21 protein-coding genes and 1 riboswitch are annotated in these 24,985 nt (G+C 71.7%); of the genes, 15 read left to right on the top strand and 6 right to left on the bottom strand.

What is annotated here, in order from left to right; all coding sequences use genetic code 11:
• The first annotated feature begins 30 nt into the window (after positions 1–30).
• The 5 genes from LIV37_RS04080 to LIV37_RS04060 all read left to right on the top strand — a co-directional run bounded on the left by LIV37_RS04080 (position 31) and on the right by LIV37_RS04060 (position 8,491).
• Positions 31–2,580 (top strand): glycoside hydrolase family 127 protein, encoded by a 2,550-nt coding sequence (locus tag LIV37_RS04080; protein ID WP_020865826.1) that lies wholly within the window; start codon positions 31–33, stop codon positions 2,578–2,580.
• 73 nt (positions 2,581–2,653) lie between these two features.
• Positions 2,654–3,661 carry an aldo/keto reductase gene (locus LIV37_RS04075; protein WP_020865825.1) on the top strand — a complete coding sequence of 336 codons (1,008 nt, stop codon included), beginning with the start codon at positions 2,654–2,656 and terminating at the stop codon, positions 3,659–3,661.
• A gap of 168 nt (positions 3,662–3,829) precedes the next feature.
• A complete protein-coding gene (locus tag LIV37_RS04070; protein ID WP_020865824.1) occupies positions 3,830–4,906 on the top strand; it encodes a CobW family GTP-binding protein in 1,077 nt (358 codons plus the stop codon).
• 96 nt (positions 4,907–5,002) lie between these two features.
• Positions 5,003–6,454, top strand: a complete 1,452-nt coding sequence (locus LIV37_RS04065; protein WP_020865823.1) for an FG-GAP and VCBS repeat-containing protein — start codon at positions 5,003–5,005, stop codon at positions 6,452–6,454.
• A 90-nt stretch (positions 6,455–6,544) separates the two neighbouring features.
• Positions 6,545–8,491, top strand: coding sequence for a cellulase family glycosylhydrolase (locus LIV37_RS04060; protein WP_121825834.1), 1,947 nt, complete (start codon positions 6,545–6,547; stop codon positions 8,489–8,491).
• A gap of 16 nt (positions 8,492–8,507) precedes the next feature.
• On the opposite strand, the gene LIV37_RS04055 is transcribed toward LIV37_RS04060, so the two are convergent.
• Both LIV37_RS04055 and manD read right to left on the bottom strand, forming a co-directional pair.
• Positions 8,508–9,491, bottom strand: coding sequence for an aldo/keto reductase (locus tag LIV37_RS04055; RefSeq protein ID WP_020865821.1), 984 nt, complete (start codon positions 9,489–9,491; stop codon positions 8,508–8,510).
• A 45-nt stretch (positions 9,492–9,536) separates the two neighbouring features.
• Positions 9,537–10,778: a D-mannonate dehydratase ManD gene (gene manD, locus LIV37_RS04050; RefSeq protein ID WP_020865820.1), complete on the bottom strand. Its 1,242-nt coding sequence runs from the start codon at positions 10,776–10,778 to the stop codon at positions 9,537–9,539.
• Between the two features lie 224 nt (positions 10,779–11,002).
• Between manD and LIV37_RS04045 the strand changes: the two genes are divergently transcribed.
• From LIV37_RS04045 to LIV37_RS04035, 3 genes are all read left to right on the top strand, one after another.
• On the top strand, positions 11,003–11,977 hold the full coding sequence (locus LIV37_RS04045; RefSeq protein WP_020865819.1) for a carbon-nitrogen hydrolase family protein: 975 nt from the start codon (positions 11,003–11,005) through the stop codon (positions 11,975–11,977).
• A gap of 89 nt (positions 11,978–12,066) precedes the next feature.
• Positions 12,067–12,306 carry a hypothetical protein gene (locus LIV37_RS04040; protein WP_020865818.1) on the top strand — a complete coding sequence of 80 codons (240 nt, stop codon included), beginning with the start codon at positions 12,067–12,069 and terminating at the stop codon, positions 12,304–12,306.
• A gap of 2 nt (positions 12,307–12,308) precedes the next feature.
• Entirely contained in the window at positions 12,309–12,686 is a 378-nt protein-coding gene (locus tag LIV37_RS04035) for a hypothetical protein (protein WP_020865817.1), read from the top strand.
• A 57-nt stretch (positions 12,687–12,743) separates the two neighbouring features.
• On the opposite strand, the gene LIV37_RS04030 is transcribed toward LIV37_RS04035, so the two are convergent.
• The 3 genes from LIV37_RS04030 to LIV37_RS04020 all read right to left on the bottom strand — a co-directional run bounded on the left by LIV37_RS04030 (position 12,744) and on the right by LIV37_RS04020 (position 15,937).
• A complete protein-coding gene (locus tag LIV37_RS04030) occupies positions 12,744–14,015 on the bottom strand; it encodes an MFS transporter (protein ID WP_020865816.1) in 1,272 nt (423 codons plus the stop codon).
• 71 nt (positions 14,016–14,086) lie between these two features.
• Positions 14,087–14,590, bottom strand: a complete 504-nt coding sequence (locus tag LIV37_RS04025; RefSeq protein ID WP_020865815.1) for a MarR family winged helix-turn-helix transcriptional regulator — start codon at positions 14,588–14,590, stop codon at positions 14,087–14,089.
• Positions 14,591–14,686: 96 nt separating this feature from the next.
• Positions 14,687–15,937: a YncE family protein gene (locus tag LIV37_RS04020; protein WP_020865814.1), complete on the bottom strand. Its 1,251-nt coding sequence runs from the start codon at positions 15,935–15,937 to the stop codon at positions 14,687–14,689.
• A 217-nt stretch (positions 15,938–16,154) separates the two neighbouring features.
• On the opposite strand from LIV37_RS04020, the gene LIV37_RS04015 reads away from it, so the two are divergent.
• The 5 genes from LIV37_RS04015 (at position 16,155) to LIV37_RS03995 (ending at position 21,947) form a co-directional block, all read left to right on the top strand.
• The gene (locus LIV37_RS04015; RefSeq protein WP_020865813.1) at positions 16,155–17,054 is read left to right on the top strand and encodes a Gfo/Idh/MocA family protein; all 900 of its coding nucleotides are present in this window, start codon (positions 16,155–16,157) and stop codon (positions 17,052–17,054) included.
• 156 nt (positions 17,055–17,210) lie between these two features.
• Positions 17,211–17,954, top strand: coding sequence for an HAD family hydrolase (locus LIV37_RS04010; protein WP_020865812.1), 744 nt, complete (start codon positions 17,211–17,213; stop codon positions 17,952–17,954).
• Positions 17,951–20,296, top strand: a complete 2,346-nt coding sequence (locus tag LIV37_RS04005; protein ID WP_020865811.1) for a glycoside hydrolase family 65 protein — start codon at positions 17,951–17,953, stop codon at positions 20,294–20,296. The genes LIV37_RS04010 and LIV37_RS04005 overlap by 4 nt, the downstream gene beginning before the upstream one ends.
• An 83-nt stretch (positions 20,297–20,379) precedes the next feature.
• Complete coding sequence (locus tag LIV37_RS04000; RefSeq protein ID WP_020865810.1) at positions 20,380–21,426, top strand: PHP domain-containing protein; 1,047 nt, start codon at positions 20,380–20,382, stop codon at positions 21,424–21,426.
• Positions 21,427–21,689: 263 nt separating this feature from the next.
• The gene (locus LIV37_RS03995; protein ID WP_020865809.1) at positions 21,690–21,947 is read left to right on the top strand and encodes a hypothetical protein; all 258 of its coding nucleotides are present in this window, start codon (positions 21,690–21,692) and stop codon (positions 21,945–21,947) included.
• A 30-nt stretch (positions 21,948–21,977) separates the two neighbouring features.
• Here the strand turns inward: LIV37_RS03995 and LIV37_RS03990 are convergent, their stop codons facing one another.
• On the bottom strand, positions 21,978–23,879 hold the full coding sequence (locus LIV37_RS03990; protein ID WP_121825835.1) for a glycoside hydrolase family 97 protein: 1,902 nt from the start codon (positions 23,877–23,879) through the stop codon (positions 21,978–21,980).
• A gap of 192 nt (positions 23,880–24,071) precedes the next feature.
• Between LIV37_RS03990 and LIV37_RS03985 the strand changes: the two genes are divergently transcribed.
• Together LIV37_RS03985 and LIV37_RS03980 are read left to right on the top strand one after the other, a co-directional pair.
• Positions 24,072–24,293 carry a hypothetical protein gene (locus tag LIV37_RS03985; protein WP_020865807.1) on the top strand — a complete coding sequence of 74 codons (222 nt, stop codon included), beginning with the start codon at positions 24,072–24,074 and terminating at the stop codon, positions 24,291–24,293.
• Between the two features lie 15 nt (positions 24,294–24,308).
• Positions 24,309–24,486: riboswitch (cobalamin riboswitch) on the top strand.
• A gap of 45 nt (positions 24,487–24,531) precedes the next feature.
• Positions 24,532–24,915, top strand: a complete 384-nt coding sequence (locus LIV37_RS03980) for a (2Fe-2S) ferredoxin domain-containing protein (protein ID WP_121825836.1) — start codon at positions 24,532–24,534, stop codon at positions 24,913–24,915.
• Positions 24,916–24,985 lie beyond the last annotated feature (70 nt).

Genomic DNA, 24,985 nt, shown 5'->3' with positions numbered 1-24,985 from the left:
TCGTAATTTCGAACCTCAGCGAGGGAAGTCATGAGCGAACCAGTCGACAGACGGCACTTCATCGCCGCCACGGCCTCCGGGGCCGCGGCCGTGGCGCTCTCCGTCACCGCCGGATCCACCGCCGAGGCGGCCGCCCCCGGCGCCACCCCGGCCGCGACCCACCGCGAACCCAAGGCGCTGACCAGTGCTCAGCCCTTTCCGCTCACCGCCGTGACCCTGCTCCCCGGCGCCTTCAAGGACAACCAGTCCCGCAACACCGCCTATCTGCGCTTCGTCGACATCGACCGGCTGCTGCACACCTTCCGCCTCAACGTCGGGCTCCCCAGCAGCGCCCAGCCCTGCGGCGGCTGGGAGAGCCCCAGCACGGAACTGCGCGGCCACAGCACCGGCCACCTCCTGTCCGGACTGGCCCTCAGCTACGCGGCCACCGGGGACACCGCCCTGCTCGACAAGGGCCGCAAGCTGGTCTCGGCGCTCGCCGCCTGCCAGGCCAAGTCCCCGGCCGCGGGCTACGGACGGGGCTATCTCTCGGCGTTCCCCGAGAGCTTCTTCGACCGGCTGGAGGCCGGTACCGGGGTGTGGGCGCCGTACTACACCATCCACAAGATCATGGCCGGGCTCGTCGACCAGTACCGGCTCGCGGGCAACGCCGAGGCGCTGGAGACCGTGGAGCGCCAGGCCGCCTGGGTCGACACCCGCACCGGGAAGCTCAGCTACGACCAGATGCAGCGGGTGCTGCAGACCGAGTTCGGCGGCATGAACGACGTCCTGGCCGATCTGCACGCCATCACCGGCGACAGCCGCTGGCTGAAGGTGGCCGAGCGCTTCACCCACGCCCGCGTCTTCGACCCGCTGGCCCGCAACGAGGACCGGCTCGCCGGGCTGCACGCCAACACCCAGATCCCCAAGATGGTCGGCGCCATGCGGCTGTGGGAGGAGGGGCTCGACAGCCGCTACCGCACCATCGGCGAGAACTTCTGGAAGATCGTCACCGATCACCACACCTATGTCATCGGCGGGAACAGCAACGGTGAGGCCTTCCACGAGCCCGACGCCATCGCCGCCCAGCTCTCCGACAACTGCTGCGAGAACTGCAACTCGTACAACATGCTCAAGCTCACCCGGCTGATCCACTTCCACGCACCGGAGCGCGTGGACCTGCTCGACTACTACGAGCGCACCCTGCTCAACCAGATGCTGGGGGAGCAGGACCCGGACTCGGCCCACGGCTTCAACATCTACTACACGGGCCTCGCCCCCGGCTCCTTCAAACAGCAGCCGTCCTTCATGGGCACCGACCCCAACCAGTACTCCACCGACTACGACAACTTCTCCTGCGACCACGGCAGCGGCATGGAGACCCAGGCCAAGTTCGCGGACACCATCTACACCCACGCCGACCGCAGCCTGCTGGTGAACCTCTTCATCCCCTCCGAGCTGCGCTGGCAGGACAAGGGCATCACCTGGCGTCAGACCACCGGCTTCCCCGACCAGCAGACCACCACCCTCACCGTCACCTCCGGCGCGGCCTCCCTCGAACTGCGCGTCCGCATCCCCTCCTGGGCGGCCGGGGCCCGCGCCACGCTCAACGGCACCACCCTCGCCGACCGGCCGGCCCCCGGCAGCCGGCTGATCATCGACCGCCAGTGGAAGACCGGCGACCGGGTCGAGGTGACCTTGCCGATGAAGCTGACGTTCGACCCCGCTCCCGATGACCCCGACGTCCAGGCAGTGCTCTACGGGCCGGTGGTGCTCGCCGGGGCGTACGGCGGCCGCACCGGAATGACCATGCCGCGACTGGACACCGGATCCGTGTCCCGGACGGCCACCGACCCACTGCGGTTCAGCGCCACGGCCAGTGCGGAGAGCGTGACCTTGCTGCCGGTCGCCCGCGTCCACCACCAGCACTACAACGTGTACTGGCTGACCGGGCAGCCGCCCACCCCGCCGCCCGCCTTCGCCGCCTGGCACCGCTTCGACGAGACCTCCGGCACCACCGCGGCCGACGCCACCGGCCGGGGGAAGGCCGCCCGGCTGGCCGGGGGCGCCTCCTGGACGGCGGGCAGGACCGGTGGCGCGGTCGCCCTGAACGGCACGGACGGCCATGTCGTCCTCGCCGACGACCTCCTGGCCGGCGCCCGTGCGTACACCCTGGCCACCTGGGTCCGACTGGACGGCACCCCCGCCGCCTGGACCCGGATCTTCGACATCGGTACCGGTGTCACCGCCAATATGTTCCTCACCCCCATGGCCGACTCCGGAAAGCTGCGGTTCGCCATCACCGCGGGCGGCGGCGGAGCCGAACAGCGCATCGAGGCCGCCCCGCTGCCCACCGGCCGGTGGGTCCATGTGGCGGTCGCCTACGGCAGCGGCACCGCCGTCCTCTACGTGGGCGGGCGCGAGGTGGGGCGCAACACCGCCGTCACCGTCGAGCCCGTCCACTTCGGCAACCACGTCCGCGCCGGCTATCTCGGCAAGTCGCAGTACCCGGACCCGTACCTCAAGGCCGCGTTCGACGACGTCCGTGTGTACGGCAGAACACTCAGCGGGAATGAGGTCGCCACTTTGGCCCAAAGCTGACAAGCTCGGGCGGGCGGGCCGTCCCCACGGCCCGTCCGCTCCCAATCGCACCGTACGGACAAGGACGACGCGCATGGTCCACCTCGCCGCCGAGAACCGCTACGACTCCATGCAGTACCAGCGCTGCGGCCGCAGCGGTGTGCTGCTTCCGAAGGTCTCGCTCGGCCTGTGGCACAACTTCGGCGATACCCACCCCCTGGAGACCCAGCGCGCGGTGCTGCGCCGCGCCTTCGACCTGGGCGTCACCCATATCGACCTGGCCAACAACTACGGCCCGCCGCCCGGCAGCGCCGAGACCAACTTCGGCTCGATCTTCGCCCAGGACTTCCGCCCCTACCGCGATGAGCTCTTCATCGCCAGCAAGGCCGGATACCTCATGTGGCCGGGGCCGTACGGCGAGTGGGGCTCGCGCAAGTACGTCCTGGCCAGCCTCGACCAGTCGCTGTCCCGGATGGGGCTGGACTACGTCGACGTCTTCTACTCCCACCGCTTCGACCCGGACACCCCGCTCGAGGAGACGATGGGCGCTCTCGACACCGCGGTGCGCCAGGGCAAGGCGCTCTACGCGGGCCTGTCCAACTACCCGCCGGAGGCGATCGCCGAGGCCGCCGCGATCCTGAAGGACCTGCGCACCCCGTACCTGATCAACCAGCATCCGTACTCGATCCTCCAGCGCGGGGTCGAGGGCGGGGTGCTCCAGGCGTCCGCCGAGGCGGGCGCCGGTGTCATCGCCTTCTCGCCGCTGGCGCAGGGGCAGCTCACCGACCGCTATCTGCACGGGGTGCCCGCCGATTCGCGCATGGCGCTCGGCCACTTCCTCAAGCGCGAGACGCTCACCGAGGAGCGGCTGGCCCTGCTGCACGCCCTCAACAAGCTCGCGGAGGGGCGCGGCCAGACCCTCGCCCAGCTGGCGCTCGCATGGGTGCTGCGGGACCCCCGGGTGGTCTCGGTGCTGATCGGCGCGAGCAGCGTCGCCCAGCTGGAGCAGAATGTCGCGGTGCTGGACTCGCCCGACTTCAGCGACGCCGAACTGGCCGAGATCGACCGGCTCTCGGCCGAGGCGGGGATCGAGATCCCCTGACGGGCCCCGCCCCGGGAGCACGAAGGACTCAAGGCCCCGCCGCGTCCGCCGCGTCCGCCGCGCCCGGCGCGGCGGGCCACGGTCACGTGCGCGACATGGTGATCGGCGGCCGGATAGCATGAGCGGTCCGCCCGAGATCACCACAGACCGCCGCACGGAGACACAGCCTTGGCCACACAACGGATTCCGGTCATTCTCGTCACGGGTTTTCTGGGCTCCGGCAAGACGACGATGCTCAACCATCTGATGCGGGACAGCGTGGACACCCGGATCGGCGTCATCGTCAATGACTTCGGATCGATCAACATCGACGCCCTGGCCGTCGCCGGGCAGGTCGATTCGATGATCCCGATCGAGAACGGCTGTCTGTGCTGTGCGGCGGACGCCTCCGAGATGGACGAGATGCTCGAGCGGCTCACCGATCCCGAGCGGCGCATCGATGTCGTGGTGATCGAGGCCAGCGGCCTCGCCGAGCCGCAGAGCATGATCCGCGCGCTGCTGTCCAGCAGCAATGAGCGGATCGTCTACGGCGGCCTGGTGGAGGTCGTGGACGCCGCGGAGTTCCCGGACACCCGCGTCCGCCACCCCGAGCTCGACCGCCATGTCCGCGCCGCGGACCTCGTCGTGCTCAACAAGACCGACCGTGTCGCCGAGGACGAGTGGCGGGGTCTGCTGGAGACCCTCCAGGAGATCGCCCCCGGCGTGCCGGTCGTGACCGCCGCGCACGGGCGGGTGGACCCCGCCCTCCTCTTCGACCACCGGCCCCGCGAGACCGCCGAGGAAGGCTTCCGGCAGCTCTCGTTCGCCGACGTATGGGCCGACGAGGCATCTGCCGACGGGTGCGGGGACGACGACTGCGGCCACGGCCATGACCACGGCGACCACCTCCACGCCGCCTACGAGAGCGTGGAGTTCTCCGCTGCCGAGCCGCTCCATCCGCGCCGGCTGATGGACTTCCTCGACAGCCGCCCGGTGGGCCTCTACCGGGCCAAGGGGTTCCTCCACTTCGCGGGCGCGGGCCGGGAGTGGAAGTTCGGGCTGCACGCGGTCGGCTCGTACCTCAGCTTCCAGCCCTCGCCCTGGGAGCGCGGTGAGCCCCGCACCACCCAGCTGGTGATGATCGGCACCGGAATCGACGCCGACACCCTCACCAAACGCCTGACCGAGTGCGTGGCGGCGTCCGAGGAGGAGATCGACGAGACGCACATGATGGGCGTGCTCCGCCATGTGAACGAGACGGATTAGGGAAATCCCTGGAATCGGCCGTGCAACCCTGAGGCGGCGTCACGGGTCCTGCTGGGTGTACATGAGGTAAACGCTCATCAACGAGCAGGAGGAAGTGTGCGCCCCCGTTCCCTCACCACCGTCGTGCGCTGCGCGACGGTGGCCGCACTTGTGACCACCCCCGCCTTACTCGCCGTACCCTCCGCGGGCGCCGCCGAGGGCCGCCCCGCCGCGGCCGCCGCCCCGAAGGTCGACTTCAACAAGGACGGACGCGCCGACCTCGCCGTCTCCGCACCCGCCGGCACGGTGGGCGGCAAGGCCGAGGCGGGCTATGTCGCCGTCGTCTACGGCTCCGCCTCCGGCGCGGACACCGCCCACCGCCAGGTCGTCAGCCAGGCCACCGAGGGCGTTCCCGGCGACCCCGCCGCGTCGGCGTTCTTCGGGGCCCACACCGTCGCCCGCGACCTGGACGGCGACGGCTACACCGATCTGGCGATCCAGACCGGCAAGTCCCCGGCCATCACGGTCCTGTGGGGCTCGCCGAACGGGCTGACCGGCGGCACCCAGCTGCCCGCCGGCAACGGCGACCACTGGGGCGACAGCGTCATCGCGGGCGGCGACTTCAACGGCGACGGCCACGCCGACCTGGCCGACGTGGTCACCACCGGCGAGGGCCCGGACGACGAGAAGACCGGAGTGCGCGTCCGCCTCGGCCCGTTCACCCGCGACGGCAAGGACGAGGGCAGTTCCTTCTCCGACACCGGCCGGTTCGACGCGCCGACCAGTCTGACCGCGGGCGACATCACCGGCGACGGCAAGGACGACCTCGTCTCCACCCACGCCTTCGAGGAGATGTCCCAGTCCAGCCTGTTTTTCAAGGGCGACGACAAGGGCCTGTCGCAGAAGGCCGCCGACCTCACCGACGCCGCCTCCGCGACCATCGGCGACGTCGACAAGGACGGCCACGGCGATCTGGTCCTGCGCACCGTCCCCGGCGACGTCATCGAGAACCTGCCGTACGACCACGGCACGCTCAAGGTCCTCTACGGCACCGCGTCGGGGCCGAGCACCACCCGCACCACGACCATCGACCAGAACACCGCGGGCGTCCCCGGCGTCAACGAGGACGGCGACCAGTTCGGCTACTCGCTCAGCTCCGGCGACGTCAACGGCGACGGCTACGCGGACATCGCCGTCGGCATCCCGTACGAGGGCCTGGACTCGGTCAAGGAGGCGGGCAGCGTCGTCCAGCTCTACGGCGGCCGGGGCGGGCTGTCCGGCACCGGCGCCCAGGCGTTCACCCAGGACACCGCCGGTGTCCCCGGTGCCGCGGAGGCGGGGGACCACTTCGCCATGGCGACCGGGCTCGCCGACACCGACGGCGACGGCAAGGACGACCTGGCCGTGGGCGCGCCCGACGAGGACGGCGCCCAGTCCACCAGCGGTGCGGCCTGGACGCTGCGCGGCCAGGCGAGCGGCCTGACCACGGACGGTGTCGTCTCCTTCGGGCCGGACTCCCTCGGGGCGCCGGAGGCCGGTGCGGCCCTGGGCCACGGTTTCCAGCGGTAGCCACATCGCCTCGGCGCCGAACTGCCCTTCGAGTGCGAGTAGTTGACGCGAGTAGTTGACGATCCCTCAGGTTTACTGGACGGTAGGTCCATGCCGACTCATGAGACACGAGGGATACGGATCGGCCGCCCCCGACCGGGTCGCACCCGGCTGCTCGGGGTGGCCGTCCTGCTGCTGGCGGCGGCCGCGGCCCCGGGCACTCCGGCGGCCGCGGCCGAGGCGCCCTGGTTCGACGGCCGGGCGGCGGACCAGGTGACCGTGGACGGCACCCGGTTCGCCGACGGCCACGGCCGCGAGGTCGTGCTGCGCGGCTTCAACGTGTCCGGCGAGACCAAACTGGAGGAGAACGGCGGGCTCCCGTTCGCCACCACCGCCGACGCGAGGAAATCCGCCGCCGCCATGCGCCACCTGACCGGCGCCAACGCGGTGCGGTACCTGCTCTCCTGGGCCCATGCCGAGCCCGAGCCGGGCCAGGTGGACACCGGCTATCTGGAGAAGGCCACCGCGCAGATGAAGGCGTTCCTCGACGCCGGAATCCGGGTCTTCCCCGACTTCCACCAGGACCTGTACTCCGGCCGTCTCTTCGACAAGGACAGCTGGTACAGCGGCGACGGCGCCCCGAAATGGGTCATCGACGCGGGCGGATACCCCAAGGAGTCCTGCGGCATCTGCTTCCACTGGGGCCAGAACATCACCCAGAACCAGGCGGTCAGAGACGCCACCCGCGACTTCTGGCGCAACCGCGCCCTGACCACCGGCGCGGGCACCGTCCGTGTCCAGGACGCCTTCCTGGCCACCGCCGAGAAGACCATGACCTACCTCGCCCGGGAGCTCACCGACGACCAGTTCACCCGCGTCGTCGGCTTCGACCCGCTCAACGAGCCGTACGCGGGCGCGTACGACGACGGCCAGAACAGCCGCACCTGGGAGAAGAGCGTGCTGTGGCCCTTCTACGAGAAGTTCCGCGCCCGTATGGACGCCGCGGGCTGGCAGGACAAGCCCGCGTTCGTGGAACCCAATATGTTCTGGAACTCCAACCTGGACTTCCAGCGCCAGGAGGGCGGACTCCTCGACGCCGGAAAACCCGGCCCCGACTACGTCTTCAACACCCACTACTACGATCAGAAGGCCATCTCCGGGATCTTCATGCCCGGCAAGGCGGCCGACGGCCAGTACGCGGGCGACTTCGGCGCCCTGCGCGACCGCTCCACCGCCCTAGGCCTGCCCGCCGTCATGAGCGAATTCGGCCATCCGCTGGCCGGCTTCACCTCCGACAAGGCCCCCACCGTCGTCAAGGGCATGTACCAGGCGCTGGACTCCCGCCTCCCCGGCGCCACCTGGTGGACCAAACCGGCCGCCTCCGGCGCCGTGCTCTCCTCCACCCAGTGGCAGTGGGACATCTACAACGGCCGCCACCACGAGGCCATGAACGGCAACACCGGGAAGGTACTCACCGAGGGTGACGCCTGGAACGACGAGGACCTCTCGGCCGTGCGCCTCGACGACTCCGGTGACGCCGCGCTGCGCCAGGACGCCCGGCTGCTCGACCGCATCTATCCGCGCGCCGTCGCGGGCCGCACCCTCGCCTTCACCTTCGAGGACCGTGCGCGTGACGGCTCCACCACGCTCAGCTGGGACCGCATCCCCGGCAGCCTGCGACACGTCGCCAAGGTCACCGGCTCAGGCCGCTACTCCATGCTGGTCTGGCGCTCAGACGGCGCCACCGACGCGCCCACCGAACTCCGGCTGCCCCGCGACTTCGACCCCGCACGGACCACCGTCGTCTCCGATCTGGGCACCCTCACCGGCCCGCCCGCGTACACCGCGCACGGCCACACCGCCGACCATCCCGTCGCCACCGCGGCGGAGCCCGGCGACGGCGAAGGCAACCGGCTGGTGCTGTCCGCCCCGGCCGGTGAGTCCACCGGCACCCTGCACTACGCGCTGATCGCCGACGGCACCGCCGCCCCTACGGCGGAGCAGCGCGCCGCCGCCCAGCGCGAGCTCGCGCAATGGACGGCGGACGCCGGTTTCTGAGCCCCGCGTGCCACCGTTACCAGCGATGGTGCACCTGGGCCCGGATCCGCCGGTCGTACAGGTCGCCGACGGCCTCCAGCGTGGCGCCCGGCAGCGGGGACAGCCCCGCCGCGGCCGCGTTCGCCCGAGCCTGCTCGGGCGAACGCGCCCCCGGGATGACCGAGGTCACGCCCGGCTGCTGGATGATCCACCGCAGCGCCGTCTGCGCGGGGGTGGCGCCCGGTGGGGTCAGTCCGGCGAACTCCACCGCCGCCTCGACGCCCTCCTCGAAGCCCACACCGGAGAACGTCTCGCCCTGGTCGAACATCTCGCCGTGCCGGTTGAAGGTGCGGTGGTCGTTCTCGGCGAAGACGGTGTCCTTGGTGTACTTCCCCGACAGCAGACCGGACGCCAGCGGCACCCGCGCGATGATCCCGACACCGGCCTCCCGCGCCGCCGGGACCACCTCCTCCAGCGGCTTGAGCCGGAACGGGTTGAGGATGATCTGCACGCTCGCCGTGCCCGGACGCGCGATCGCCGCCAGCGCCTCCGCACACGTCTCGACGCTCACCCCGTACGCCGCCACCCGCTCCTCGGCCACCAGCGTGTCCAGCGCGTCGAAGACCGCGGCCGAGGAGTGCACCGAGGACGGCGGGCAGTGCAGCTGGACCAGATCCAGGGTGTCCACGCCCAGATTGGCCCGCGAACGGTCGGTCCACGCGCGGAAGTTGTCCAGCGTGTAGTTCTCCGCGAGCTGCGGCAGCCGCCGCCCCATCTTGGTGGCCACGAAGATCCCGGCGTCCGGGCGCGCCTTCAGGTACCGCCCGATGAGCTGCTCGCTGCGCCCGTCCCCGTACACATCGGCGGTGTCGAAGAACGTCACACCCGCTTCGACGGCCGTGTCCAGCACGGTCAGGGCGTCGTTCTCGCCGACCTCGCCCCAGTCCGCGCCCAGCTGCCAGGTGCCCAGGCCCACGACCGACACCTTGCGGCCGAGCCGGCCGAACTCACGCTGCTCCATGCTCCCTCTTCTCTGCTACGGCGACGCGGCTCACCGTACCTCCGTTCACCAGTCGTGCACCGTGCCGTCCGCCAGCCGGTTCACCGGCAGATACGCGGGCTGGTACGGGAACCGACCGGCGGCCTCCGCGTCCAGCTCGACGCCCAGGCCCGGGGTGTCGGAGGGGTGCAGCAGCCCGTCCTCGAAGCGGAAGGAGGTGCGGAAGACCTCCAGCGTGTCGGCGGTGTGCGGCATGTACTCCTGTATGCCGAAGTTGTGGACGGCCAGATCCAGGTGGAGCGCCGCGGCCATGCCCACGGGGGAGATGTCGGTCGGGCCGTGCATCCCGGACTTGATCCCGTAGACCGCGGCCAGGTCCAGCAGTTTGCGCATGCCGGTGACCCCGCCGGTGTGGGTCACCGCCGAGCGCACGTAGTCGATCAGCCGCTCGCTCAGCAGCGTGGTGTAGTCGTGGACGTGGTTGAAGACCTCGCCGATGGCCAGCGGGGTGGTGGTGTGCTGCCGGATGAGCCGCAGCGCGGCCTGGTCCTCGCCGGGTGTGGCGTCCTCCAGCCAGAACAGGTCGTACGGCTCCAGCGCCTTGCCGAGCCGGGCCGCCTGGATCGGTGTCATCCGGTGGTGGCCGTCGTGCAGCAGCGGCAGCTCCGGGCCGAACTCCGCCCGGACGGCCTCGAACACGGTCGGCAGATGGCGCAGATAGGCCCGGGTGTCCCAGCTCTCCTCGGCGGGCAGGACCCGCGGCCCCGACCCCCGGCGCGCCGGTTCGTAGTCGTAGCGCTCCCCGCCGCCCGCGGTGGAGGAGGCCACTCCGTAGACCGAGGCCAGCCCCGGGATGCCGGTCTGGACGCGGATCGCGCGATAGCCCTGTGCCAGATGGGCGCGGATGGAGTCGAGCAGTTCGGGGACGTCCCGGCCGGAGGCGTGCCCGTAGGCCAGCGCCCCGCTGCGCGACGCCCCGCCCAGCAGCTGGTACAGCGGCATCCCGGCGGCCTTGGCCTTGATGTCCCACAGCGCGGTGTCGACGGCCGCGACGGCGGCCATGGTCACCGGCCCCCGCCGCCAGTACGCCCCGCGGTACAGATACTGCCAGGTGTCCTCGATGCGCGAGGCGTCCCGGTCGAGCAGCAGTGGCACCACGTGGTCCCGCAGATACGAGGCGACGGCCAGCTCACGGCCGTTGAGCGTGGCATCCCCCAGACCCGTGACACCGTCCTCGGTGACGATGCGCAGGGTGGTGAAATTGCGTCCCGGACTGGTGACGACGACCTCAGCCGACTCGATCCTCACCGCATACCCCATTCCTTGTGGCCGGTCCCTCCGGCGATCACGCCGTACGGGCAGCCCTACCCGCTTCCCGCCGCCGGGATCCGGAGACGACGGCCCCTCGCGAACCCACCTCGCGCCCGGGTAGCGTGGCGGCATGCTTTGACACCCGTCCCGCCCCAGAGGCCCACCGGGACACCTCCTTCGCATCGCCCGCACGCCATCAGGTACCGAAGGAGGCATCCACCGTGACCACCCTCACCGTCGCCCTGCTCCAACTCGCCCCGCCGGGGCCCGATCTGCCGGTGAACCTCGCCCTCGGCGAGGCGGCCTGCCGCCGGGCCCGGGCACTCGGCGCCGACATCGCGCTCTTCCCCGAGATGTGGAGCAACGGCTACAGCTGCGACATCCCCGAAGGCTCCGCCGACGGCGACGTCTACCGCCATCCGTCGCTGTGGGACGGTGCCCGCACCCCGGCCGGGCCATGGCCCGAGCCCGTCTGGCTCGGCGAGCCCATCACCCGCGACTCGCCCTTCGTCACCCGCTTCCGCGAGCTGGCCGCCGAGCTCGAGATGGCCATCGGGCTCACTTATCTGGAGCGCTGGGACGGACCGCCGCGCAACACCCTCTCCCTCATCGACCGGCACGGCCGCCTGGTGCTGACCTACGCCAAGGTGCACACCTGCGCCTTCGACCTGCCGGAGGCCGGTCTGACCCCGGGGGAGGGGTTCGAGGTGTGCGCCCTGGACACGGCGGTGGGCGAAGTGATGACCGGGGCGATGATCTGTTACGACCGGGAGTTCCCGGAGAGCGCCCGCGCCCTGATGCTCGCCGGGGCGGAGATCGTCCTCACTCCGAACGCCTGCGAGCTGGAGATCAACCGGCTCTCCCAGTTCCGCTCCCGCGCCGTGGAGAACATGACCGGCATGGCCATGGCCAACTACGCCGGTCCCGGCTGGGGCCACTCCGTCGCCCACGACGGCGTCGCCTTCGTGGACGGGCGGTCCCGGGACACCCTGGTGGTCGAGGCGGGCGAGGCCGAGGGGGTCTATCCGGCGGTCTTCGACCTCGACGCGCTGCGCGCCAACCGGCGCCGGGAGACCTGGGGAGACGCCTTCCGCCGCCCCGCCGCGTACCGGAGCCTGCTGGACCGGGAGGTGCGCGAGCCGTTCGTCAGGGTCGGGCCCGACGGCGGTCCCGTCCCCGGCCGCAGCCGTCCGTGATGGCTGGAAAGGTTTGTCAAGTACCTACAAAAACATGATCTGAGCTGCGGCGATTGCTGACGGGGTACCCGGTGAGTAGGGTGTCCCGCATGTCAGCACTCAACGTGGAATTCAGCGATCGGGAACTTGAGGACCTCCGCCAGATCGCCAAGGAGCGCGGTACCACCATGAAGGCCCTCGTCCGGGAGGCGACCGTGGCCGACATCGCGCGTCACCGCGCTCTGCAGGAGGGCGCCGAGGTCTTCCGGCGGTTCTTCGCCGACAACGCCGACGCCTTCGCGGACGCCTTCCCCGACGATGAGCACCGCCAGCCCGGGCAGGCCGCCTGACCATGGCCCCGCTGCTGCATATCGACGTCCCCTGGCTGCTGCAGCGCCATGAGGAGGTCATGCCGGAACAGCCGGCCATCTCGGACTTCTCGGGTCTGGTCGCGGCCGTCGCCCGCCACCGCGTCGACCCGCCCCGCCTGGGCGTCGACCCCGACCCCGCGTGGCGGGCCGCGGCCCTGCTGCACACCATCGCGCTGCTCAGACCGCTCCCGGCGAGCAACGCGCGGTTCGCCGCCGCGACCGCGGTCGCCTATATGCACGCCTCCGGCGAGGGCATCGACCCGCCGTACGGGGCGCTGATCGACCTGGTCCGCGACATCCTCTCCAGCAAGGCGGATGTCTTCGACGCGGCCAGCAACATCCGGTCCTGGCGGATCTGAGGTTCCTGGCTGATCCGACGGGGACGGGCGGGGCCCGCCGGGGCCCCGCGTCCCGCGTCAGCCCGCCGAGCCGAGCTCCTCGGCCAGCGCCTGCTTCTCCAGCGTCTCGCGCCGCTCCTCGGCCGGGGTGTGTCCGGCCGCCTCCGCCGCCTGGACGCGCTCGGCCTCGGCGAGCAGCGAGTGCCCGGTGGCCAGGACGCCGATCCCCAGCGCGACCGCCGCCGCCCCGATGTAGAAGGGCAGATGCACACCGCTGTGCTCGGCGATCTTCCCCGCCGCGTACGGGGCCAGACCACCGCCGATGAAGCGGACGAAACCGTAGGAGGCGGAGGCGACGGGCCGTTCGACGGGGGCGACGGTCATCACCGCCTGGGTGGTGATGGTGTTGTTGATCCCGATGAACGCGCCGGCCACGATCACCGCCACGATCAGCGTCGCCTTGGAGTCGGTGAACAGGCCGATGACGAGGATGTCGAGGGCGAACAGCGCCAGATTCAGATACAGGGAGCGGGCTATGCCGAGCCGCGCCTGGAGCCAGGGGGCGCCGAAGACCGAGAAGAGGGCGACGAGCACACCCCAGCCGGTGAAGACATAGCCGAGCTCATGGGTGCCCAGGTCCATCGGGAACGGGGCGTAGCCCAGCACGGTGAAGAAGCCCCAGTTGTAGCAGAGCGCGGTCAGCCCCATGATGAGCAGCCCGCGGTGGCGCAGCGCCTTGAGCGGGTCGGCGATCGAGGCCCGGCGCGCCGGGGTCGGGGTGGGCTGGACCAGCACGATGGTCGCGATCAGCGCGATGGCCATCAGGACCGCCACACCGAAGAACGGCCCGCGCCAGCTGATCGCGCCGAGCTCGCCGCCCAGCAGCGGCCCGATCGCGATGCCGATGCCCAGCGCGGTCTCGTAGAGGATGATCGCGCCGGCGAAGCCACCGCTGGCCGAGCCCACGATGACGGCCAGCGAGGTGGCGATGAAGAGGGCGTTGCCAAGCCCCCATCCGGCGCGGAAGCCGACGATCCCGTCGATGCTGCCGGAGGCCCCGGCCGCCGCGCTGAAGAGCACGATGAGCACCAGACCGGCCACCAGGGTGCGCTTGGCGCCGATACGGCTGGAGACGAACCCGGTGACCAGCATGGCGACGGCGGTGACCACCAGATAGCTGGTGAACAGCAGCGACACCTGACTCGGCGTGGCATGCAGCTTGGCGGAGAGGGAGGGCAGGATCGGATCCACGAGGCCGATGCCCATGAAGGAGATCACACAGGCGAAGGCGACCGCCCATACGGCCTTCGGCTGCTTGAAGGGGTTGGGGGCGCTGGGATGAGCGGACAAATGATGCTCCGTCGTTCAGGGCCCGAGCCGTGACGACATGGCGAGCCGTGGCGCGGCAGGGTGCCGGTTGATCAGGAAGCGGTGTTTCCCGGGGACTTCCGCGCCCGTGCCGCGTTCTCGACGAGCCGCTGGAAGGCGGGCGTGGCGGCGCGGACGGCGGTGGCAAGCGCCTGTTCGTCCTCGGGGGCAAGGGTGGCCAGCAGTTCGGCGAGCCGGTTCGTACGGCCGCGGCGCCGCTCGGCGAGCAGCTCCCGCCCGGCGTCGGTGATCGCCACCAGGACCACCCGGCCGTCGTGCGGATCGTCGACCCGGGTCACCAGACCCTGCCGCTCCAGGCGCTGGATGAGCTGGGTCATCGAGGGCTGGGTGACGCCCTCGTCGGCGGCCAGGGCCGTGAGGCGGGACGGGCCCTCCCGGCTGAGCCGGCCGAGGGTCGAGGCCGCCGTGAAGCTGATGTCCCGGTTGGTCAGATGGCGCACCGCGAGGAACGCCAGCTGCTCCAGCGCCTCCGCGACCTCCTCACGGGTGGCGGGGGCGCCGGGCTCCCGGGCGCCGGACTGCTGCGTGTATTCCACATCTAGTTTTATATCATGCCTCTATATAGGCAGGCTATGCAGATCCCCGGCGCACGCAGGCCGCGGGCCCGGGCCCGGCCCCGCGGGAATACCGCCTCAGCGGAAGATTCCGGTGTGGCCGAGGGAGTAGCGGCCGGGCTGGGGGTAGACCGCGAGCCCGTGCGGGCCGCCGCCGACCGGGATCCGGGCGAGCAGCCGGCCGGTGCGGGTGTCGATCGCGTAGACCTCGGCGTTGTAGCGGCCGGAGAGCCACAGCACCTTGCCGTCGGTGGACACCCCGCCCATGTCGGGGCTGCCGCCGCCGGGGAGCCGCCACCGACGCACCAGCTTGCCGCTCTTGAAGGACAGCACCGAGATGGTGCCCTCGCCGCGGTTGGAGATGTACATGGAGCGGGAGTCGCGGCTCACGTAGAGGCCGTGCGTGCCCTTCCCGGTGGGCAGCAGCCGCGGCTTGCCGAAGGTGTCGCCGTTGAGCACCCACAGGCCGTTCGCCACCATGTCGGCGATGTACCAGGTCTTGCCGTTGGGCGAGATCTTGACGTCCTGCGGCATCGCCCCGGCGATCGGCAGCCGCTGCTTGGCGATCACCTTCTTCTTCGCCGTGTCCACCTTCAGCAGCTCACCGGAGAACTCGCATGAGACGATGAAGTAGCGCCCGTCGGGTGAGAAGTCCGCGTGGTTCACGCCGTAGCAGTCCACCGGCACCGACTTGACCACCTTCATGGTGTGCGCGTCCCGGAAGACCAGCGCCCGGTCCATGGAGGCCATCACCACCGCGTACTTCCCGTCCGGGGTGAAGTAGAGGTTGTACGGGTCGTGGACGTCCACCGGGCGGCCCACCCGGCCGTTGGCGGGGTTGACGGGGGTGAGGGTGTTGCCCAGGTCGTTGTTGACCCACAGCGTCTTCAGATCCCACGAGGGCACCACGTGCTGCGGCTGGTGGCCCACCTGGATCGTGCGGACGACCTTGAACTTCTCCGGGTCGATGACGCTCACCGTGTCCGAGAGCGTGTTGGGTACGTACACCCGTGACGGATAGTCCTTCACCGTCCGGGACAGCTTCCCCGGCCGGTCGGCCGCGTAGAGGTCATGCGGGTCCAGCGGGGGCGGCATCCCCGGCAGCAGCCGGGCGAGCTCGGCCTTCTTCTCCGCCTTCTTCCTCGCCGCGGCCGACGCCTGGATCGCGCTCTGCCGCGCCGACGCCGACGCCGCCCGGTCCGGCCGGTGCTCGCTGGAGGAGGCGCAGGCCGGAACCGCTGCCCCGCACAGCAGCAGGGCCGCCGCGGCCCGGACCGCGGCACGCCGCCGGTGTGCGCGGGAGAGGGAGCGTGACGAGCCACGGGTCACGGGTTCCTCCAGCGGTGAGGGTGGGCTTCGGCCGTCACCCGCACCGTGGCCGGCCATGGCCTCACCCTGGCACCGCCCCCGGCCACCGGCATCCGCCCGCGGCCAAGCGGGGGAGCGGCGTACCGCCCTCGGCCGAAGCGGCCGGGCGGCGCGGGCGTAGGATCGCGGCCGACGCCCGGGGAGGACTCCGGGGGCCTCGCGCGGAGGGGGACGGACAGTGCGGTTCGGAGTGCTGGGCACCGGACACTGGGCGGCCGAGACCCACGCGGCGGCGCTCGCCGCACACCCCGAGGCAGAACTGGCCGGGATCTGGGGACGCGACCCGGCGAAGGCGAAGGCGCTGGCGGACCGCTGGGGCACCCGCGCCCACCCGGACGCCGACGCCCTGATCGCCGACGTGGACGCCGTGGCCATCGCCCTCCCGCCGGACATCCAGAGCGGCCTCGCCGAGCGGGCCGCGCTGGCCGGACGCCATCTGCTCCTGGACAAGCCGCTGGCCTTCGGCACGGAGGAGGCCGACCGGATCGTGCGCGCCGTGGACGAGCGCGGGCTGGCCTCGGTGGTCTTCTTCACCAACCGCTTCGCGGCGCCCGTCGAGACCTTCCTCCGGCAGGCCGCGGCCGACGGCGGCTGGGACGGCGGCCGTGCCACCGCCTTCGCCTCGATCTTCCAGCCCGGCGGCCACTACGGCGACTCCCACTGGCGGCGGGAGCGCGGCGGGCTGTGGGACGTCGGCCCGCACTCGCTGTCCGTCCTGCTGCCGGTCCTCGGCCCGGTGGCCGAGGTCACCGCCCTCGAGGGGCCGCGCGGCGCCGCGCATGTGCTGCTGCGCCACCACTCCGGCGCCATCGGCACCCTCGCGCTCACCCTGGACGCCCGGCCCGCCGCCCAGGGCTTCTCCTGCGACTTCTACGGCGAGCGGGGGATCGCCGTGGTGCCCGAGGCGGGGACCACCGCCCTGGACGCCTTCGCCACGGCCGTCGACCGGCTGCTGAGCGCCGCCCGCGACGGCGGGGCGGCCGATCCCTGCGACGTACGGTTCGGCCGGGAGGTCGTCGCCGTCCTGGAGGCCGCCGACCGCTCAGGCCGCGAGGGGCGCACCGTCGTGCCGCGTTGAGCGAGCGCTGTTGCACGGTGGACGAGCGCCGCCCCGCGCTGAGCGAGCGCCGCCCCGCGCCGAGTGCGCCCCGCCGAGTGCGCGCCGCGCTCCGCCGAGCGGGGGAAGGCTTCCCCCTCCCCGCATATTCCGGCGTTCCCGGGGGAACCGGGGGCCATGACCAAGCTCTGCCTGCCCGATGGCATCCGAGCCTGCCTGTTCGACCTCGACGGAGTGCTGACCCGGACCGCGGTGGTGCACGCGGCGGCGTGGAAGCAGATGTTCGACGAGTATCTGCGGCGGCGCGACGGCCCCTCGTTCCGCCCCTTCGACTCGGGCCGCGACTACGACGAGTACGTGGACGGCCGTCCACGCGCCGACGGGGTGCGCACCTTCCTGGCCTCCCGGGGCATCGAGCTCCCCGACGGCGAGCCGGACGACCCGCCCGACCGGGACACCGTGCACGGCCTGGGCAACCGCAAGAACATCCTCGTCCTGGAGAAGATCCGGAAGGAGGGAGTGGAGGCGTACCCGGGCTCGGTGCGCTTCGTGGAGGCCGTACGTGCCGAGGGCCTGCGGACCGCGGTCGTCTCCTCCAGCGCCAACTGCCGCGATGTGCTGATCGCCGCCGGTATCGAGCACCTCTTCGAGGTGCGGATCGACGGTGTGGTCGCCGCCGAGCGCAAGCTGCCCGGCAAACCGCACCCCGACACCTTCCTGGAGGCCGGACAGGAGCTGGCCGTCGGGCCCGAGGCGGCCGCCGTCTTCGAGGACGCCCTGGCGGGCATGGAGGCCGGGCGCTCCGGGCACTTCGGCTGTGTCGTCGGCGTGGACCGGGTGGGCCAGGCCGACGCGCTGCGCGCCCACGGCGCCGACATCGTGGTCAAGGATCTAGCCGAGCTGCTGGAGGACGACTCGTGATCACCGATTCCTCGTACGCCGTCGACCCCTGGGCGCTGCGGGAAACCGATCTGCGGCTCGATCTGCTGCCCCAGAGCGAATCGGTCTTCGCGCTCTCCAACGGCCATGTGGGCTGGCGCGCCAACCTCGACGAGGGGGAGCCCCACGGCCTCCCCGGCTCCTACCTCAACGGGGTGTACGAGCGGCGTCCCCTGCCCTACGCCGAGGCCGGATACGGCTATCCCGAGGCCGGCCAGACCATGATCAACGTCACCAACGGCAAGATCATCCGGCTGCTGGTGGACGACGAGCCCTTCGATCTGCGGTACGGGCGGCTGCGCTCCCACGAGCGGGTGCTCGATCTGCGCGGCGGGCTGCTCCACCGCACCTGCGAATGGACCTCCCCCTCCGGCATCAGCGTGCTGGTCCGCTCCACCCGGCTGGTCTCCCTCACCCAGCGGGCCATCGCCGCCGTCGCCTACGAGGTGGAGGCCGTCGACGCCCAGATCCGCGTCGTCGTCCAGTCCGAACTGGTCGCCAACGAGCAGCTTCCCGAGCGCGCCGGCGACCCCCGGGTGGCCGAGGCCCTGGAGTCCCCGCTCAAGCCCGAGGAGAACGCCGCCAACGACAAGCGGCTGCGGCTGATCCACTGCACCGAGGCCAGCGACCTGCGGATCGCGGCGGCCGCCGACCACCTGATCACCGGGCCGCCGCCCACCCGTCACGCCAGCGAGAGCGCCGACGACGTCGCCCGGCTGACCGTCACCTCGGTACTGGAGCCGGGCCAGGTGCTGCGGCTGGAGAAACTGGTGGCCTACGGCTGGTCCGGCGCCCGTTCGCTGCCCGCCGTACGGGACCAGGTCGAGGCCGCGCTGGCCGGGGCCGCCAGCACCGGCTGGCGCGGTCTGGTGGACCAGCAGCGCGGCTGGCTGGAGGACTTCTGGTCCCGCGCCGACGTCGAGGTCGAGGGCGATGCCGAGATCCAGCAGGCCGTGCGGTTCGCCCTCTTCCACGTACTGCAGGCCGGCGCCCGGGCCGAGGAACGGGCCATCCCCGCCAAGGGCCTCACCGGCTCCGGCTACGACGGCCACTCCTTCTGGGACACCGACACCTTCGTCCTGCCGCTGCTCACCTACACCTTCCCCGAGTCCGTGGCCGAGGCGCTGCGCTGGCGGCAGTCCATCCTGCCCGCCGCCCGGGACCGGGCCCGGCAGCTCGGCCACGAGGGCGCCGCCTTCCCCTGGCGCACCATCGACGGCTCCGAATGCTCCGCCTACTGGCCGGCCGGCACCGCGGCCTTCCACGTCAACGCCGATGTGGCGGACGCCGTGGTGCGCTATGTGGCGGCCACCGGCGACGACGAGTTCGAGCGCGAGACCGCGGTGGAACTGCTGGTGGAGACCGCCCGGCTGTGGCGCTCCCTCGGCCACCACGACCACCACGGCCGCTTCCACCTCGACGGGGTGACCGGCCCGGACGAGTACAGCGCCGTCGCGGACGACAACGTGTACACCAACCTCATGGCCCAGTCGAACCTGCGGGCCGCCGCGGACATCGTCGAACGCCACCCGGACAAGGGCGCCGAACTGGGCGTCGACGACGAGGAGGCCGCCGCGTGGCGGGACGCCGCCGAGTCCATGTCCGTCCCGTACAACAAGACCCTGGGCGTCCACGAGCAGTCCGCGGACTTCACCGGCCACCAGGAGTGGGACTTCCAGGGCACCCGGCCCGACCAGTACCCGCTGATGCTCCACTTCCCGTACTTCGACATGTACCGCAAGCAGGTGATCAAACAGGCCGACCTGGTGCTGGCGATGTATCTGCGCGGCGAGTGCTTCACCGAGGAGGAGAAAGCACGCAACTTCGACTACTACGAGCGGCTCACGGTCCGGGACTCCTCGCTTTCCGCGTGTGCCCAGGCCGTCATGGCCGCCGAGGTGGGCCATCTGCGGCTCGCCTACGACTACCTGGGCGAGGCGGCCCTGATGGACCTGAAGGACCTGGAGCACAACACCCGCGACGGTCTGCACATCGCCTCGCTCGCCGGCACCTGGATCGCCCTGGTCGCCGGGTTCGGCGGGATGCGGCACCGCGACGGCAGGCTGGAGTTCTCGCCCAAGCTGCCCGAGAAGCTGGCCCGGCTCGCCTTCACCATGCAGGTGCTGGGCCGGAAGCTGCGCGTGGAGATCACCAACCGCTCTGTCACCTACTCCCTGGCCGAGGGCGCGCCCCTGGAGATCCGGCACTACGGGCGGCCCATCACCGTCTCCGAGAAGACCCCCCGGACCTGCGACATCGACGAGCTGACCGCACGTCCCGAACCCCATCAGCCCCCCGGCCGCCGCCCGAACCGCCGCGCCTGAGGCGCGGACGCAGTACGCCACGACCCTCCGCACGCCACCACGACACCCCCGCAGGCCACGCCACCCACAGCGAGGAGCGCCCGATGGACCCCCTGGAGGCCCTGGACCGGATCGCGTTTCTCCTGGAGCGCGCGCAGGCGCCGACCTACCGGGTGCGTGCCTTCCGCACGGCCCAGTCGGTGCTCGCCGACCTGGACCCCCAGGAGGTGGAGCGGCGTGCCGCGAACGGCACCCTCCGGTCGCTCAAGGGCCTCGGCCCCAAGACCTCGCAGGTGGTCCAGGAGGCGCTGAAGGACCAGGTGCCCGGGTATCTGGCGAAGCTGGAGACCGAGGCCGCCGAGGCCGGGCGCGAGCCCGACGAGGACGCGGCGAAGCTGTGCGCCGCGCTGCGCGGGGACTGCCATATGCACTCGGACTGGTCCGACGGCGGTTCCCCGATCGAGCTGATGGCCCGTACGGCGGCGCGGCTGGGGCACAAGTGGGCGGTGCTCACCGACCATTCCCCACGGCTGACGGTGGCCCGCGGACTCTCGGCGGACCGGCTGCGCGCCCAGCTGGACGTGGTGGCGGAGCTGCGCGCGAAGCTCGCCCCGTTCCAGCTGCTCACCGGGATCGAGGTCGACATCCTCCCGGACGGCTCCCTGGACCAGGAGCCGGAGCTGCTGGACCAGCTGGACGTGGTGGTGGCCTCGGTCCACTCCAAACTGCGGATGGACGCCCGTCCCATGACCCGCCGGATGGTCGCCGCCGTCAGTGATCCGCTGGTCGATGTGCTGGGCCACTGCACCGGACGGCTGCTCGGCGGCAAGCGCCCCGAGTCGGCCTTCGACCATGAGGAGGTCTTCGGCGCCTGCGCGGAGGCGGGCACCGCCGTGGAGATCAACTGCCGTCCGGAGCGGCTGGATCCGCCGCGCAGACTGCTGCGGGAGGCCGTGCGGGCGGGGACGTTCTTCTCCATCGACACCGACGCCCACGCGCCGGGCCAGCTCGACTGGCAGCCGGGCGGATGCGCACGGGCTGTGGAATGCGGGGTGCCGGCGGAGCGCGTCATCACCACCTGGACGGCCCGGCAGTTGGTGGACTGGACCCGCACGCGCAGGCCCCCGCACCGTACGGGGCACGGGAGTTGACGGCGGTCTGAAGAGCCCGGCCGGTCCGGTCCTGCTCCGGCACGAGATCTCGCATCTGCGCCACGGCGATCCGATGAGACGGCGCTATCTGCGCCATGGGCCGGCGGCGGGGAAGGCCGCCGTGTGCTTCGACGGGGTGACGGCCCTCGCCATCACCCCCATCGAGCGCCCGGCGCAGACCCTCGTGTCGATGGCCCTTCGTCCTCACCCTGACCGGCGGCCTCTACGCCAACAGCCGCGCCCGCCGCGTCCTGGTCACGCTGATGGAGACGCGGGCGGACGCCGAGGCGGTCACGGACGCGGAGTCGGCGGACCGGCTGTCCGCCTTCCTCACCGCTCAGCAGCAGAAGAGCCCGACACGGCAGAAGGCCGACCGGCTGAGGGCCCTCTCCCGAGGGTGGACCGGCGGCCACCCCGCCCCCTACGCCCGTGCCGTCGCCGCCGCATGGGTCTTCGCGGCCGGCGTCTGCCTTCCGGCGCTCGGCATCTGGACGGGCGTCCTGGACGGGGTGTCCGCGTGACGGGTGGTCAGCCCGGGTCGTAGGGGGCGGTCAGGGGCGGTCGCAGGTCGACAGGCCGGGCCGCCAGCGGCAGGCGATGGCGGCGAACCCGCCGTCCGCCGCGACCGGCACGGACAGGGTCTGCCCGCCGCGCACCACCGTGGGCTTGCGCACCAGGCCGTCCGGGCCGTCCAGGATCAGATCGACCAGCCAGCGGCCCGGCTCCAGCCGCAGCGGCACCTCGGCGGTGTGCGCGGGACCGGTGAACGTACCGCCGATGAACCACCGCGAGCCGCTGGCCCGGGCGAGCACGGCGCTCTCACCCGGCCGCCCCGCCAGCAGCCGGGTGCGGTCCCAGGTGGCCGGGATCTGCTCCAGGAACCGGCGGGCGAGCGGACGGGCGTCATAGGACTCCGGGGTGCCCGCCAGGTTCTGGATACCGGACTCGTAGAGCACCGACAGCCCGACTTCGCCCGCGTCCGACACCGCGTTGGGGCGCTCGGGCCGGTGGAAGGCCCCGGGGGTGAAGTCCATGGAGCCGATGACATTGCGGGTGAACGGCAGCGTGGCCAGGTGCTGCGGGGTGTTGGTCCGCTTCTCCTCGCCGTTCACGCCCTCCATCGACATCACCTGCGGCCAGGTGCGCTGAATGCCCTTGGGGATCGTCGAGCCGTGGAAGTTGACGAGCAGATGGTGGGCCGCGGTGTCCTTGAGGATCTCGTCGTACCAGCGCAGTGTCTCCTGGGACTCGGAGTCCATGAAGTCGATCTTGACGCCCTTCACCCCCCACCGCTCCAGCGTGGGCAGCCACTGCTCGCGTTCCTCGGCGGTGTCGAGGTCACGGTGGTGGATCCAGACCTGGATGCCCACCTGCCGCTCGCGGGCGTAGTCCACGAGCTGCGGGATCCAGCTGTTCCGCTGCCAGTCGGGATCGGTGACGTCCCACTGGTCGGGGTCGAAGTACCAGCCCGCGTCCACCACGACATACGGCCAGCCGCGCTGGGCCGCGTAGTCCACGTACCCCTTCTGCATCGACAGGCTCTGCCCGGCCGGTTTGCCGCCCGCGAGCCAGGTCCACAGGGCGGGTCCGGGCCGGATCCACGAGGTGTCGGCGACCCGTGACGCCGGTGCCAGATCGTCGGTGAAGGTGGACTGGGTGACGGTCGGCAGATCGCCCACGATGAGGGCGCGCCAGGGTGTGCTGAGCGGCCCGTCGGACTCGACCCGCTCGTCCCACAGGCCGATGCGGTACGTGGGCATGCCCTGCTGGTGGGTCAGCCGGGCGGCGGAGTAGCGGCCGGTGAGATCCGACTCCGCGATCAGCGCGTAGCCGCCGCCCGTCTCGAAGAGCGCCTGCGCCATGTACTCACCGGTGGGCGCGGTCGCCGCGGTGTACTCCTTGAACAGGTTCTCGTTGTCCTTGCGGTAGTCGCCCAGCCACGCGGCCGCGTCCGGGGGCAGGGTGAAGGCCGAGGTCTCGCCGAGGACATCGCCGCTGCCGGAGGGCAGGTCGTAGCGATAGGCGACCCCGTCGTCCGAGACCCGCACCACGAGGTCCAGCCGGGCGTTCCCGCCGCCGCGGAACCGGAAGCGGGTCTCGGTCATCCGTGCCGTGCGCGAGCGCTGCTTGCCGACCGTCGACCGGTAGCGCTCCACGACGGTGCGGTCGTGGCGTCCCAGATAGCGCAGCCCGTGCGACAGATCCGCCCGCTCGGTGACGATGCCCACGGGCGAGGGCTCGATCACCGTACGTCCGCCCCGGGACACCTGGAGCGCCAGCGCTCCCGAGGCGCCGTCGAGCCGCAGTTGGGCGAGGGGACCGGAGTGGGGCGAGGGGCCGCGCACGGTCCAGGCGGAGTCCTTCGCCTGTGCGGGCCCGGTGACGAAGAGCGTCATGGCCAGGACGCCGCAGAGCAGAAATGCCACTGCGGAGCGTCGGTAAGATCTCGGCATCGTTGCCTCCCGAGGCGGATACGTTACCGAGTCATCCGATAACTGGGGAGGGGGCGGGCGATATTACGCCCCGTCAAGGGTCGTGGGCGCGTGAGAGATCGGATCTATAGCTTGGCTGCTTCCGGAGACGCCACCAGGGGTAGAGGGTCGGCTGACGGACCCGCGCACGGTCCGGATGAGGAGGCGCACACGATGAGCGGCACGGCTCGGCCCGGCGACCCGGACCCGGGGACGGCGGACCGGGAGGCGGTGGACCCGGAGACCGCGGACCGGGAGGCGGCGGACCCGGCGCCCGCCGAGCCCGAGGGCGGGGACCCCGCCTGCTGGCTGGAGCGGGTCTGCGCCGACTGCGGCGCGATCCAGGACACCGCCCACTTCGCTCGCTGTGCGCGCTGCGGAGCCCCGAGGGAGTGAGCGGGGCGCCCGGGATGCGATGATGCCGGGCGACAAGGGCGACGGCGGAACGAGGAAGCCGGTGAGAATCCGGCGCGGTACCGCCACTGTGATCGGCGAGCGGATCCCGGACAGGCCACTGCCCGCATGCGCGGGTGGGAAGGCCGGGACGAGCATCGACCCGAGAGCCAGGAGACTCACGCGGTCGCCTCCTCGATCGACACCGGGGCGGACTTCCCCGGAGGAGGGGTGGTGCGGCGTGCCCGTAGGGCCGGCCGATCCGCTGCCGTGCCGGGTGACCGTGTGCCGGGACTGCTGTTGCGGCAGTCCCAAGGTGACCGGCGTCGACCACGCCGCGCAGCTCGCGCGGCTCGGTGCGGAGGCGCCCGTACGCGTCTCCGAGTGTCTGGACGTCTGCGACCAGGCCAATGTGATCGTGGTGCAGCCGTCGGCCGCCGGACGGGCCGCCGGGGGCCGGCCGGTCTGGCTCGGCCTGGTCAACGACCCGGACGCGACGGAGGACATCGTGGCCTGGGTCCGGGCGGGCGGCCCCGGGGTGGTGCCGCTGCCCGACATCCTCGATCTGTACGCCTTCTCGCCGCGGGGGAGTGCCTCGGCCGAGCCGTCACCGGGCGGTCGCTGAACGCCCGAAGTCCCCTGCCACGTAGGGGAGTTGCTCCTGTGAGCAGAACTCTGGCGGCCTCGCACCCCGT

Origin of the sequence: Streptomyces rapamycinicus NRRL 5491, from assembly GCF_024298965.1 — a bacterium.
Classification (GTDB): domain Bacteria; phylum Actinomycetota; class Actinomycetes; order Streptomycetales; family Streptomycetaceae; genus Streptomyces; species Streptomyces rapamycinicus.
The sequence above is the reverse complement of the archived record's forward strand: the minus strand, read 5'-3'. Positions and strand labels throughout refer to the sequence as shown.